This window comes from Candidatus Thioglobus sp., assembly GCA_028228555.1.
Classification (GTDB): domain Bacteria; phylum Pseudomonadota; class Gammaproteobacteria; order PS1; family Pseudothioglobaceae; genus Thioglobus_A.
Map to the genome: position 1 here is coordinate 1 of JAOJBP010000010.1, position 14,060 is coordinate 14,060.

14 protein-coding genes and 1 other RNA gene are annotated in these 14,060 nt (G+C 38.0%); 14 read left to right on the forward strand and 1 reads right to left on the reverse strand.

Going from position 1 to position 14,060, the window contains the following annotated elements; translation table 11 throughout:
- Positions 1-81 precede the first annotated feature (81 nt).
- The 14 genes from N9Y32_05670 to N9Y32_05735 all read left to right on the forward strand — a co-directional run bounded on the left by N9Y32_05670 (position 82) and on the right by N9Y32_05735 (position 13,665).
- The gene (locus tag N9Y32_05670; GenBank protein ID MDB2590500.1) at positions 82-2,547 is read left to right on the forward strand and encodes a CsoS2 family carboxysome shell protein; all 2,466 of its coding nucleotides are present in this window, start codon (positions 82-84) and stop codon (positions 2,545-2,547) included.
- Positions 2,548-2,556: 9 nt separating this feature from the next.
- Positions 2,557-4,143, forward strand: a complete 1,587-nt coding sequence (locus N9Y32_05675; GenBank protein MDB2590501.1) for a carboxysome shell carbonic anhydrase — start codon at positions 2,557-2,559, stop codon at positions 4,141-4,143.
- Positions 4,143-4,403: a carboxysome peptide A gene (locus N9Y32_05680; protein MDB2590502.1), complete on the forward strand. Its 261-nt coding sequence runs from the start codon at positions 4,143-4,145 to the stop codon at positions 4,401-4,403. Before N9Y32_05675 ends, N9Y32_05680 begins: the two co-directional genes overlap by 1 nt.
- Before the next feature lie 9 nt (positions 4,404-4,412).
- Entirely contained in the window at positions 4,413-4,673 is a 261-nt protein-coding gene (locus N9Y32_05685; GenBank protein MDB2590503.1) for a carboxysome peptide B, read from the forward strand.
- Between the two features lie 4 nt (positions 4,674-4,677).
- Positions 4,678-4,980, forward strand: coding sequence for a BMC domain-containing protein (locus N9Y32_05690; GenBank protein ID MDB2590504.1), 303 nt, complete (start codon positions 4,678-4,680; stop codon positions 4,978-4,980).
- Between the two features lie 4 nt (positions 4,981-4,984).
- Positions 4,985-5,416: a ferritin-like domain-containing protein gene (locus N9Y32_05695; protein ID MDB2590505.1), complete on the forward strand. Its 432-nt coding sequence runs from the start codon at positions 4,985-4,987 to the stop codon at positions 5,414-5,416.
- Between the two features lie 5 nt (positions 5,417-5,421).
- Positions 5,422-5,730, forward strand: coding sequence for a 4a-hydroxytetrahydrobiopterin dehydratase (locus tag N9Y32_05700; GenBank protein ID MDB2590506.1), 309 nt, complete (start codon positions 5,422-5,424; stop codon positions 5,728-5,730).
- A gap of 1 nt (position 5,731) precedes the next feature.
- Positions 5,732-6,364, forward strand: a complete 633-nt coding sequence (locus N9Y32_05705) for a ParA family protein (protein MDB2590507.1) — start codon at positions 5,732-5,734, stop codon at positions 6,362-6,364.
- Between the two features lie 38 nt (positions 6,365-6,402).
- Complete coding sequence (locus N9Y32_05710) at positions 6,403-6,642, forward strand: hypothetical protein (protein MDB2590508.1); 240 nt, start codon at positions 6,403-6,405, stop codon at positions 6,640-6,642.
- A gap of 26 nt (positions 6,643-6,668) precedes the next feature.
- On the forward strand, positions 6,669-9,089 hold the full coding sequence (locus N9Y32_05715) for a VWA domain-containing protein (protein ID MDB2590509.1): 2,421 nt from the start codon (positions 6,669-6,671) through the stop codon (positions 9,087-9,089).
- A 56-nt stretch (positions 9,090-9,145) separates the two neighbouring features.
- Positions 9,146-9,949 carry a CbbQ/NirQ/NorQ/GpvN family protein gene (locus tag N9Y32_05720; GenBank protein MDB2590510.1) on the forward strand — a complete coding sequence of 268 codons (804 nt, stop codon included), beginning with the start codon at positions 9,146-9,148 and terminating at the stop codon, positions 9,947-9,949.
- Between the two features lie 47 nt (positions 9,950-9,996).
- On the forward strand, positions 9,997-11,316 hold the full coding sequence (locus tag N9Y32_05725) for a SulP family inorganic anion transporter (GenBank protein MDB2590511.1): 1,320 nt from the start codon (positions 9,997-9,999) through the stop codon (positions 11,314-11,316).
- A gap of 160 nt (positions 11,317-11,476) precedes the next feature.
- On the forward strand, positions 11,477-13,234 hold the full coding sequence (sulP, locus tag N9Y32_05730; protein ID MDB2590512.1) for a sulfate permease: 1,758 nt from the start codon (positions 11,477-11,479) through the stop codon (positions 13,232-13,234).
- A gap of 50 nt (positions 13,235-13,284) precedes the next feature.
- Positions 13,285-13,665 carry a hypothetical protein gene (locus tag N9Y32_05735; protein ID MDB2590513.1) on the forward strand — a complete coding sequence of 127 codons (381 nt, stop codon included), beginning with the start codon at positions 13,285-13,287 and terminating at the stop codon, positions 13,663-13,665.
- A gap of 46 nt (positions 13,666-13,711) precedes the next feature.
- Here the strand turns inward: N9Y32_05735 and ssrA are convergent.
- Positions 13,712-14,058: a transfer-messenger RNA gene (gene ssrA, locus N9Y32_05740) on the reverse strand.
- Between the last annotated feature and the right edge of the window lie 2 nt (positions 14,059-14,060).

Sequence of the window (14,060 nt, forward strand, 5' to 3'; positions counted from 1 at the left end):
TAAAAATACAAAAAACATAGATCTTAATATCTAATTTTAAATATTAAGAAATTATTATATTGATTATTAAAGGTATTTAATATGACAAACTCAACAGAGAAACTTTCTGGACGTGAGAGGTCGATTCTTAGACGTCAGCAAATGTCTAAAACAGGTTCAGCCGGTATGAAAAAAGCTGGTCAAGTGAAACCTCGAGGACGACAATCAGCTGTAGTGATAAATCCGAATGCTGGTCAAGCAATTCAGTCAAATGCAGCTGCAGAAAATACTACAGATAACGAATCTAATAACATAAATACTCAAGTGTTAGAAAATGGTCATTTTGAGTATTGTTGTGATGATTGCAAGGAAAAGGATTTAAAAGAAACATGCTCTCCTTGCGATCAAAAACAATCCGCACAAGATGGCGATGTTAAAATAGATGAGATTTGTGAGTTAGTTGATTCCGGCACATCAAATGCAAGTACTTCTGTTAGAGCTTTTTGTAGAGATAGACGAAGACAAATGTCTAAAACTGGAAAACAAGCATTACCAGGTAAGATTGGTAGAGAAGCAAGGAGATCTAGAGTTAACAATAATAAAAACTCTATGTCAGGCCGTGATTTAGCTAAAATTAATCGTGAAGAAAGGTGTACAGTTGGTCGTGGTAATAAAGAAGCTTGTCGCCCAAGTGGTAGAATTAGACCAGGTTCTGCACCATCTAAGGTCGAACTAGGTACTACACTAGCAGGACAATCTGTTAGTGGAACACAGGTCGAGCAAACAGAAAAAATTACAGGTAATGAAGTAGGTGGTTGTAGAGCAATTACAGGTACTGAATACATAGGTACTGAACAATTTACACAATTATGTTCAACAACACCTAAAGCTAATGAGCCTAAGGTTGGTAAAACTCAAACTACAAAAGGCCAGACAATGACTGGTACTTTAGTTGAGGCTACTTCTGAAATTACAGGTACAGAATCGGGCTCATGTAAAGTAATCACGGGTAATGAGTATCTAGGTTATGATCATTATTCAAATGCATGCGATAATACAAATGCTGTTTCATCGCACCATAAGGTAATGTCAACACCATCAAAAAAAAATTTAGCAATAACTGGAGCAGACGAAGCTAGAGCCAATTCAACAACCGGTTCAGAATCAGGAGCTGGTCATGCAATTACAGGCTCTGATTATTCAACAGCACCTTTTAGTCGCTCAAATGCTGGCGCTACAAAAGTTGATGTTAACCATACAAATAAAGGCTCTGTAATATCTGGCGGTGAATTATCATCTCCACTTGCGGTTACTGGTGATGCTCAAGATTCATGTGAAAGAGTTACTGGCACTGAATATGTATCCAATGAAAGATTTGTATCTAATTGTGGTACTCAGGCTCCATTGACGCCAAGTAAAGTGTCTGTTGACAATACTCAAAAGGGTATGGCTATTTCAGGCAATATGATGGATAGAGATGAGAAAGTAACAGGCAATGAACCTGGTACATGTCAGCGTGTATCTGGAAGTCAGTATGATAGTTCTGCAAATAGAGGAGTATGTGACCAGCGTTCAGATAAAGTAAATCAAACGCACACTATTACTGGTAATCGTGTTTCTGGTAGCGAGGTTAGTGGCTCCCCAAAGCTAACAGGTGACGACTATGGCATGTGCCTGGGCGTCACCGGTAATGAGTACGTTAGCAAGGAAAGCTTTGAGCAAAGGTGTTCTTTTGTTCCGATGGCAGCTAAGTATAAAGAAACAGTGAGTCATACTTGGAATGATCAACAAGTTTCTGGCGTCCAATTAAGTCAATCTGAAATAGTGACGGGTGACGAAGTTGGAAGTTGTAGTCTAATCTCTGGAAGCAGTTATAGGTCTAGAGAAGAAATGAGCAAGTTTTGTGATACGTCAGCAGTAGCTGCAAGTGAGCAAAAAATGAGAAAAACACATACAATGCAATCAATTAGTGGAAACACACCTTCTGAAGATAAGAGATTTTCAGGCAACTTTAATAAAGGGTTTGGACAGTCAATTAGTGGTACCCCTTATTTGAAAGATCATAATAAATCTGAACAGTTTGATGCAAATTTCTCTGTTCAGACACCAGCAAGATCTGCTTTTGAGAATAATTCTGAACGAGTTCATGATAGTGTATTTGGAGTAAATTCAAGAATTACAGGTGCTATGTCTAAATCACAAGGTGTGATGACTGGTACGCCAGAATTTAGACATCCATTAGAAGAGGTTCAGCAACAAGTTGTCCTTTCTCCAACTGAACCTACAAAAGTGGTAACTGGCGAAGGTAATGAAACTGGAACAGATGTTACTGGCGATAATTGGTCGCGTAGTGGTCAAATTACTGGCACTGAAGGTATGTTCTCTTCAAATAGAAATGATACGCAAAAGGGCAATCCAAATAATGATCATAAAATTGGTGCCCATGCATTAAGAGATAAAGAGGTTGTTGCTATTGAAGGCCCTAAAATTACTAATGGTAGCGGCGCTGGAAATGATTCAGATAGTAGCTCTTCAAGAGTAACCTTATCTGGTGGCGCACGCGGTTAATTTTGCAACATGAATACTAGAGATGCTTATAAAATTAGAGCCACTCGTGGTTCTAATTCTTATAAAAAGGCGCCAATAGGAATGGCTCAAGTTAGCTCTAAGACTAATACTAAAACTGAGAAATTAAATAGTCAGGATTATAGTATTGGGTCAAAGACGCCAATGGATTTAAATTCTGTTTGTGAATCCCTTCCTGAACGCTCTTGTAGGCATCCTTTGACTAATATGAGGCAGAATGCTCATTTAGCTAGATGTGAGGAGTCCATTAAAGTTCGCTTTGATTCGATTACACCAGTTCTAAAAAAACTTGCGAATTTACAACATGAGAGTGATTTTGTTTCTAAGGCAGACTCTATCACCTCAAGTGAACTAGGTTTTAATTTTCCTATTGAATTATTAGAGTCTGCATGGGTTGATGGTTTAAACATGAAGGCTTTATACGCTAAAGCTGTTTTTAATGCGTTGAATAGTTCAATTGCTCAGTTTTCAGATGATTTAGGTCGAAATGTAGACTTAAAAGTAGATGCTAATAGTTTCTTCTTAGACTGTGGCTATCACAGTGTTGATATCACACCTTGTTCTGATGGTCGCCTCAAAGGTCTTGCTAAATATATTTTGCGCTTGCCTTTATCGGCAATTACTGTTCGTAATTCCTATGCTGGTGCATTATTTAATGTTGAATCCAATGTGCGTGATTGGGAAAAAATCGAACTAGATAGGTTAAGAAATGGTAAAGTTCTAGACGATGGGAATGCTTATTTAAAGATTGTTGTATATCATAGGAGTGGCTCTGATCCTTCGCATCAAGGATGTGCCGCTCATGGTAGTAACGATAAGGTATCTGCTGAAGCAGGATTAGAAAAGTTAACAGAATTTCGTGAAGCAATTGAAAACACTTATTGTTGTGGATCGGCTATTGATATCTTGTTAATTGGCGTTGATACTGATAATGATTCGATTCGTGTACATGTGCCTGATTCAGCCGGCAACATAAGTGTACATAGGTATGTTGATACATCTGAGCTGTATAACGAAACACTGTCAATGAGTATTGATCAGGCTAGAGTCAAGTTATACAATGCTATTGACATTTGTAGTGATATTACAGGATGGGGGCAAGGGGCTGGAAGACCAGCTGAAGGCATGAGAAAAGTCGTTGCTAACTTGCTTGAATATAATTTATCTCAGATTGAATATGTTGCTGATTTATACGGCGGCATGTATCCAGATATTGGCCATGCCGAACGCTATATTAGCGTGGGTAATGGCTTTCAAGAAATTCAATTGCGTAATATTGCCTATTTTGCGCATTTAGACACTGTTGAAGAGGGTTCAGCAGATTTAGATATCGGTATTAAAATATTTACAGGTCTGAATCTCAATAAAGGATTGCCAGCGCCTATAGCAATTCATTATCGTTATGATTCTAAAGTACCTGGGTCAAGAAAAAGAATGATAGAGAAATGTTATCGTGTAAAAAATGCAATAATAAACAGATACAAACAATTGGCTGAAAATAATAATTTATATTTTCAAATTAGCATTCAAGATCTACCACTAGGTAGTAGTCTTGAAATTATAAGTGAGGAAGCGTAATGAGAATAATGCAAGTAGAAAAAACTCTTGTCTCAACCAATCGTATTCAAAATTTAGGTTTAAGACCTTTGCTTGTTGTACGAGACAAGCCTAATGGAATACCATTAGTGGCAGTAGATGCTGTTGGCTGTATTCCAGGAGATTGGGTAATTTGTGTTGGAAGCTCAGCAGCACGAGAGTCAGCAGGAAGCAAGGAATATCCAAGTGATTTAACAATAGTCGGTATTATCGATTATTGGGATAATGACAAACAAGGATAGACGACTAACATGGAGATAATGCAAGTCCAAGAAGATCTTGTTTGTACTCGATCAGTTAATCAGCTTGAAGGTATTTCATTAAGAGTAATGAAGGATCTTAAGGGTAAGACTTGGTGTGCCTCTGACCCGGTTGGTGTTGGTGCAGGAAAGTGGGTCGTAACTACAAGTGGTTCGGCTGCTAGATGGGCAATGCCGAGCTATGATTCAGCGACAGATTTAACAATTGTTGGGATTATTGATCAATGGGAATGGCCGGAGCCAAAGGAGTAATATTATGAGCAATGTAACAGGAATCGCATTAGGTATGATCGAGACTAGAGGTCTTGTACCTGCTATTGAAGCAGCGGATGCTATGACTAAAGCGGCTGAAGTTCGTTTAGTTGGACGTCAGTTCGTTGGTGGTGGTTATGTAACTGTATTAGTACGTGGTGAAACTGGTGCGGTAAACGCAGCAGTTCGTGCTGGTGCTGACGCATGTGAGCGTGTAGGTGATGGTCTGGTAGCTGCCCACATTATTGCGCGTGTTCACGGTGAAGTTGAGACTATTTTAAGTGCGGTAACTCCTAACGCTCTTTGATTCTATGCTGGCCAATTCAAAACTTAGTTGGTATTTGAGGCGAGGGTTAGAGCATGAAATGTCAGCTATTCAGTATTATACAACGCAATTTAATTTGTGCAAAATTTGGGGGCTAGAATCTGCGGCATCAAAGTTTGAGGAAGAAGCGAAAGAAGAATTTGAGCATGCGTCTAGACTTATTAATTTTATGCTTAAGTTGGGTTTGACAGCATCTGCTACGCAATTAAAATCAATACCAAAGACGAAGACGTTAAAAGAAATATTAATCGTAGATTGGCATCTAGAAAAAGAAGTGATTGAGTTGTATAAGGACGCTAGTGTGTTTTGTCAAAACCAAGGATTGCTAGAGGCGTATGAGTTGTTTTACGCATTGCTTCAAGAAGAATTAAGTCACTTAAATTCTATTGAAAAATGGATTACTAAATTAAATAAATAATAATTATGGAAGCTTCAGTCAAACAATTAATAGATCAAATTTCTGGTTCGGGCTGGAAAGTTCAAAAGCGTGCTTTGGTTATGACCAAACGTTACGATTATGCTAACTATGATGATATGCGTGATTTTTTAGATGATTTGCAAGAACTTTCAGAAAAAGATGGTTTTTATCCAGATTTAACTTTTAGTCGGACGCATGCGAACGTTTCGATCAAATCAAGGGAGGATGATAAGTTTACTGAAGTTGATTTTGACTTTCCTAAAAAAGTAGATTTATTGGCCAAAAAAGCTATAACAGTTATCGAAGGGGGATAAGGTGGCAAAATTAAAAATTGCAGTAGCAAATCTTAAGGGAGGTTGTGGAAAATCAACCCTATCTTTAAATTTAGCTTCTGGTTTAATGTCTAGAGGTAGTTCAGCTTTATTAGATGCTGATCCTCAGGGCACATTAGAGCATTGGGTAAAGAGTTCAGATGATGGCATGCCTAATGTTTTTAACGCTTCTAAGGATGTCGAACAAGCAATAATAGATACCGAAGATGATTTCGATTTTATTGTTGTAGATTGTCCACCAAGCCTAGAAAGCGGCCATACTAAAAAAGTGTTACAAATGGTTGATCTTTTATTGATACCAGTTTTGCCATCCCCTCCAGATCTCTGGAGTAGTGTGCATATGGTTGATGCTGTCAAAGAAGCGCAAAAAAACAATACTAATTTGAAATCCTATCTTGTCCGTAATCAGGTTGAGAGTAGAAGTGCACTTTCTAAAGCCATGAAGCAAGCGATAGAGTTCTGTGGATTACCTGCACTTAAAAGTTCATTGAGTAGGCGAGCCTCATATCGATGGGCTGCTTTAGAAGGTATTAGTGTGTATCAATTTGGTGCTCGTGGTGCAACAGCTGTTGATGATATAGAAGCGGTAATTAAAGAAGTAGTAAAAGTAAAATAGTAGTTCAATTAACTATTATTAAATATAAGGAGTGTTTTATGAGTTCATTAGAAGATAAATTATTAGAAAGTATTAATAAGTCCGATAAGGTTGTTAATGTAGCTAAAAAACCTGCAGCTAAAAAACCTGCAGCTAAAAAACCTGCAGCTAAAAAACCTGCAGCTAAAAAACCTGCAGCTAAAAAACCTGCAGCTAAAAAACCTGCAGCTAAAAAACCTGTAGCCAAAAATCCTACAGTTAAACTTGCGAGTGAGTCGCAACGCGTTTGGCCAGATTAATATAACTTTAATCAAGCCTATTATATATGTCAGTTCAATTATCAGATTTTGAAGGCCTTTTAGAAGAGCTAGGTGATCAGTCAGCTGAGATATTGGAGGCTAATTGGCACGAAGCAACGCGGGTTTTTACTCCGCGAGGTTTGCAATCTTATCTTGATGCCGCCGTTGGATTAAAGTCACTAGGTCGCGGAGTTGACTTAGTTATTTCATTTATTGAAAGTGCTCCTATTGTAGCTAAAGAAATCGGCGAGCAGGCGGTTCCAGATTTACACTCTGTTGCCATTAAAATGTATTCCAGAACTAGCTCAGAAGTTATCGCGTTGGTGTTTTCTACAGCTCCAATTGCTGCTAATCGACTTGGTGAAATCGACTTATTTAAGGCTTATTTGGGCTTATTAAATAATTTGGTCGCCAAGGCTCCACGAGCCATCAGACCTTTCTTAAAAAACCTTGATGTTTTACTTGGACAATTGACTCTTGGGGGTTTGAGGCGCTGGACTACTTGGGGTGTATCGGCCTATCGTGATGATTTTGATGCTCAAATTGAATATTTTAGTCTGGAAAGCGAGCAAGCCAAGGCGATTTTAAAGCAAGAGCAAAGAGGCGTTCTTTTTGTTAATATTCAACGCAGGTTGAACATGTATCTTAGATCTTTATGGGGCCGTGATTTTTTTATCCGACCAACTTCTGGTGATTATGAAACTCGTGAGGGTTATCGTCCATATATTGAACATTATTTTATTCACCTTCCTGATGCTTTTGATGACTTCAAGCCATCAGAGGATGCCGATAAAGACTCAATTGTTCCCGGTATGGATGTGTATCGGGCAAGTTCTGCTCATGCAGCAGCGCATATTGTTTTTTCACCTTATGATGAAAATGGTGCTGAAGAGTTAAGTAATTTACAAAGACTCATGATTGGTGTTATTGAAGATGCTCGCGTAGAGCAGTTATCTGTTGAAAAGTTCCCAGGAATGAAGCAGTTGTGGATTAAGCTTCTACCGGCAGATGTAAATTTGAATGACGGACTTCAGCCTATTTTGGACCGAATGGCTAGAGCGCTACTAGATGATTCGTATAAAGATGATCACTTTTTAGTAGTTGATGCAAGAAAGCAATTTTTTGCAGCTCAAGATCGAATATTAGATGCAGAAATATCTAGAGAAATAGGTCTTAATTTATCTCAGCAGATTCTTAATTCAGACATTGTCCTTAATTCCAGTAATGATAAATACAGTAATATCTATCGTGATGATAATCGCTGTTTATGGCAATCACCAGATTATATTGAAGAAGGACATGAGCTTTTACCGGGCGAAGTTCAACAGGTTCGTAAATATGTCAGTTTAATGGAGATGGTTAATGCGGTCGAAGTGCCTAATGCAGGCGATGATGCGCAAGAAATATGGGTACTGAATACAGAATTTTTCCCTTATGAAGATAATGGCATCTCTTGGAATGAAATGGAGGGTAAAGAGCCTATTTCTTCCCCTGTTCATTATCACGAGTGGGATTATCAAACACAATTAGAAAGGCCAGGTTGGGTGACATTGTTAGAGAAACGACCTAAATCTGGAGATACTGAAGTTATTGATGAAATTTTAGAACGCCACAAGCCACTTGTTAGGCGTCTTAAAGCACTTATTGAGGCAGTTCAGCCGCAAGGTTTGGTCAGACAAAGAAAAGTTGAAGATGGGGATGAAATCGATCTTAACGAAGCAATCAATGCTATGATCGATATTCGTCGTGGAGTGCAACCAGATCCACGTATTGGAATCCGCACAACATTACAAATTAGAGATCTTTCAGTGATACTTTTGGTTGATCTGTCTGAGTCAACTAACGATCCACTCCCAGCAGCTAAATCAAATTTTTCTGTTAATCTTGATAAAAAAATAAAATCAGAATCGGATTTAAAAGAAGATAATCAGCCAACAATTTTAGACTTGTCTCGTGAAGCGGCAGCTTTGATGGCAGATGCTATGGATAAAATTGGAGACCCGTTTGCAATTCATGGTTTTGATTCGAATGGACGACATGATGTGGAATATTATCGTTTCAAAGATTTTGATGAGGATTATGATGATAAGGCTAAAGCTCATCTAGCTGGAATGACGGGCCAATTATCCACCAGAATGGGTGCGGCAATACGTCATGCAGGGTCTTTATTGAATGAGCGCGGAACCAGTAAGAAAATATTGTTTTTGTTAACTGATGGTGAGCCAGCAGATAATGATGAAAACGATCCTCAATATTTACGTTTTGATACGAAGCGTGCTGTTGAAGAACTGGCAAGAGAAGGTGTTAATACCTTTTGCTTAACGCTTGATCCACATGCTGATGAATATGTCTCAAGAATATTTGGTGCACAGAATTTTCTGATATTGGATGATGTTGCTCGGTTGCCAGAAAAGCTTCCAGAGTTATATTTATCGTTAACAAAATAAACATTTAAGTAAAAAAATATCTGGTTTTTAATATAAATTAATTTAAAGGAAGAGAAATGATAGACATAAGTAAATATATGATAACCGAAGAGCCTTATTATCATAAAGTTGGGCAAGAAGTTGAGCGTTATGAAGCGGCGTATTCTGCCAGAATGCCTGTTCTGATTAAGGGTCCAACAGGTTGTGGTAAGTCAAGATTTGTTGAATATATGGCTTGGAAGCTGCAAAAACCTTTGATCAGCGTTGCATGTAATGAAGATATGACCGCATCAGATTTAGTAGGGCGTTTTCTTCTTGATGCTAATGGTACGCAGTGGCAAGATGGTCCATTAACTATCGCGGCACGTATTGGTGCTATTTGTTACCTTGATGAAATTGTTGAAGCGCGCCAAGATACAACGGTTGTTATCCACCCTTTGACTGATCATCGTCGTCAATTACCGCTTGAGAAAAAAGGTGAGCAAGTTGATGCGCATCCAGATTTTCAAATGGTTATTTCATACAATCCAGGCTACCAATCAATGATGAAAGATTTAAAACAATCTACTAAACAACGTTTTGGTGGAATGTCTTTTGATTACCCGCCTAGTGAAATGGAGGTTTCTATTGTTGCACATGAAACTGGAATTGACAAAGAAACAGCTGAAAAATTAGTGCAGGTGGCACAACGTTCACGTAATTTAAAAGGCCATGGGCTTGATGAAGGTATGTCTACTCGTTTATTGATTTATGCAGGTCAGTTGATTTCTAAAGGTATTAAGCCAGCTGATGCTTGTCATATGGCACTTGTTGAGCCTTTAACTGATGATATTGATATGAGAGATACGCTCAATGCTGCTGTGGGAACTTTTTTTGCCTAGTGAATATAATACAAAATTATAGGTAGTTTGAAAAATGGATAAGTTTTATGGATGAAAATAATAAAATATTAACAGATAGTCACTCCCCAGAGAATCATGGATCTGCGGCATTCAGAAAAGAGTATGCTTTGGCAGATCTACAAGCTGGCGTTGTTACTGCAACTATGGCCATTCCGCTTTCGATCGGTATTGCGTTAATGTCAGACTACCCAATTCAAGTGGGCTTGGCTACCGTGGCCTTTGCTTCTCTAGTTGGGTTTTTATTTGCTTGGTTTCGTCCTGGAAACTATATCGGTGCGCCAGGAATTGCTGCAGGTTTGGCACCAATTCTTGCCTTAGGTGTTGTAGAGTTTGGCATACAAAATATGGCATTTATTATCTTTTTAACTTCCACTTTCCAAGCTATTATCTGGAAGTTTAATTGGCAAAGGTATCTATTAGTTGCTGTCCCAACCTATTTGGTGGAAGGCTTATTGGCTGGAATAGGGTTAAAGATCGCATTAAAATTTATGCCATTTCTTTGGATGTTGCCTACAGGAACAGATGCTAGCGAGGTGTTTTGGAATGCAGATAGAATTAATGTGATGACTTTATCAGGCATTGGCATTGTTTTATTTGGCGTGTTATTTTACAAATTCAAACGCACAAAGCCTGCTATACCATATTTTGCCTTGATTACTTTTGGGCTTGTTGCTGCGATTTTTGTAGAGGTTAATATGCTAATAGTAGAAGATGTAGACTTGAAATTAGCTTTGCCTATTCCTGATTTTGACTCTTGGTCGATGTGGGTATATGCAGCATTTTTTGCATTTATTCTTGCAGTTGTTGATGTCATTGAGCAGGTGATGAGTAATGCCGCTATTGAAAAAATAGACCCTCTAAAACGTCCATGCAATAGCAATAATAGTTTACTGTCTATCTGGGCGGCTAATATGGGTGCCAGTTTTTTTGGAGGTATGACAAACTTAGATGGGCTTGCTAAAAGCTCAACAAACGGCTTAGCAGGCGCATACACTAAACTTTCTGTCTTGGTAATTGGCGTACTAATTACTTTCTTTATATTTAATTCTCAATATCTACAATACTTACCTTATTTTTCATTAGCAATTATTATGGTATTTGTTGGTATTAAAATGATTCTTGGCTTGATTCACGTTGCTGTTCATGGTGAGTACGCATTTTTATTGGGCTCATTATGTGCAATTCTTGTATTTTATATAGGAATTTTTGAGGGGCTGTTAGTGACCTTGGCATTGCATGCTGTGATCCATTTAGTTATTTTTACTGTTATTGAGAAAATGCAACCTTCAAGTGTTGTTAAACGTTATTTTGAACGTTTTAAAGATAGGGATTCTGACATTAATTGATAGATTTTTGACTCTTATAGTAACTGCTTAATACCTCTACTTACAAAAATTCTAGGTTTTAGAGTATTCGTATATAATAATATTTTTATAAATAAAACTAACGGCATTAATGCTTATTTGCTATTAACTCGTTATCTCACTGACTGATTAAACAAAAATAATGAACAAATTTACCAAGTTTCTTCCTTTTTTAGATTGGCTGCATGAACTTAAAGATTTTAATGTTTTGAGGGCTGATATGGTAGCTGGATTAACAGTTGCATTAGTGTTAGTACCCCAATCGATGGCTTACGCCCAACTAGCAGGATTGTCGCCACAATACGGACTCTATTCTTCATTCTTGCCAGTCATGATAGCCGCATTAATGGGATCGTCGCGTCAATTAGGTACTGGTCCTGTTGCGATTGTTTCATTATTAACCGCAGCAGCAATACCAATGGTAATTCCAGAAGGGGCTGATATGGTAACTTATGCGGCTTATGCTTCTTTGCTGGCATTAATGGTTGGTTTCTTTCGATTTGCCATGGGCGCATTAAAGCTTGGATTTGTTATTAATTTTTTATCTCATCCAGTTGTTGTTGGCTTTACTAATGCTGCTGCAATTATTATTGGAACATCACAACTTGATAAAATATTTGGCGTTTCAAAGGGCTTTGGAGAATATTCTTACGAACAAGTTTGGGGAACTGTTGTTAATGCAATTAATGATGCTCATCTTTTGACATTAGCGATTGCCATATTTGCTGCCAGTATTATTATTTTGATTAAAAAATATAAGCCTAAATTGCCAGGAGTGTTGATTGCCGTTGCGATTACGACATACACTTCCTATTTGATGGATTTTGGTAAATCGGTTGAAGAAGGTGGTTATGGTGTTGCTATTATTGGAGAGATTCCAGAAGGCTTACCTAGCTTTATTATGCCGGAATTTGACTTCTCAGCGATGAGTGGAATGATAGTTGTTGCCATTACTATTGCTCTGATTGGATTTATGGAGGCGATTGCAATTGCCAAGGTAATGCAAGCTAAAACAAAACAACGTTTGGATATTAATCAGGAATTAATGGGTCAAGGCCTAGCTAATTTTGCTTCTGGATTTTTTCAAGGCTACCCTATCTCAGGCTCTTTTTCGCGATCAGCAGTAAATATTTCAGCAGGTGCGGTGACAGGTTTTTCTTCAGTTTTTACTGCGATATTAGTTGGATTTACACTAGTGTGGCTTACACCATTGTTATATCATATTCCTCAGGCGGCATTGGCTGCTGTTATTATGACAGCAGTACTTAACTTGATTAAAATTGAACCAATCATACAGGCTTGGAAAGTTGAAAAGCATGACGCGTTAGTTGCGGTTGCTACTTTTGCCTTAACATTAATAGCTGCACCACATTTAGAAGACGGCATTCTGATTGGAATAATATTGTCATTGGGGCTATTCCTTTATCGCACGATGGAGCCAAGATTTACAGAGCTTTCTGCTCATGATGGCTCTAGTATGCTGGTTAATGCATTAGAAAATAAACTAGAAGGTTGTGAAGTAGTTTCTATTGTTAAATATTCAGGCTCGCTTTATTTTGCAAATGCAGGCTATTTTGAAGATAAGATTCTTGGTTTGATCGCATCAAAACAAAATTGCTTGAAATATATTATTGTTGATATGGCAGGAATTAATCGGATTGATGCAAGTGGCGAAGATATGTTGACCAGACTACTGAGTCGTTGTTCTTCTATTGGTGTTGAGATTTTATTTGCCCGTACTGAAGGTATTGAAAAAGTACTGGAACGAGCAGGCTTTATGGACAGATTTGGTGAAAACCGTTTTTATGATCGACGAACTGATGCACTTCGTTTTGCCTGGGGCGAGCTTGGTGATGAAGATGCCGCATTAAAAAGCCCTTTAAAACATTTAATTTCATAGTCTTTCTTCATTTAAATTTATTAAGAGATAAATTATGATTTATTGGAATAATGTCTAGCTCTATTGTTGTCACTGTTGTAGAATCACCTTTTTTCCCAGATTTTAGTGATTTGTATGATCATAAAGGTCTTTTGGAATCTCGAGTTGATAGCATTCGTAAAGCGATCTCTTTAATCAAAAAACAACCTGCAGCTTATATTGTGGTGGAATTTTTCTATGCTTATAGTACCAACTATAGTGGTATATATAAATCCAATATAGAGGTTTTATTGGTAAGTCTTCGTAAATACTCACCCAATACTAAAGTGATTGTTTTGTCTAAAAAATCAGAGATAAAGTTTATCAATGTTCTAGAGGCTGTTGATTATCCATTGCATGGTGTATTGCAACTTCCAACCTCACTGTCAAAAATGGAAGATTTGTTGGGATAAATCAAATTCAAAAAAAACCAGCCGATAAAGGCTGGTTTTAGTAGTTTGGTGGAGATGGCGGGGATCGAACCCGCGTCCGAAAACCTTCAAACAAAGAGTCTACATGCTTAGCTTGGTCAACTTGAGTTAGCCACTTACCACCCGACCATCAGGGATGTAAGAAGCGATTTCCGAAAGTTTTAACCGAATCATTTGGAACAAATAATCCTAGCGAGTCTGTGAGCGACCGCTACCCAAGAAGTACAGACAACCTCAAGGGAGCGGCTAGCTATGCAGCTAGAGCGTAGTTGTTTTCGTTTGCAACTATGTTTTTAAAGCATATTTTAACGAGTTATCTTTATCCTCGGCATGCGTCCTTGAGATCCAACTCCTCGTCGAAGCCATGTCATCCCCTG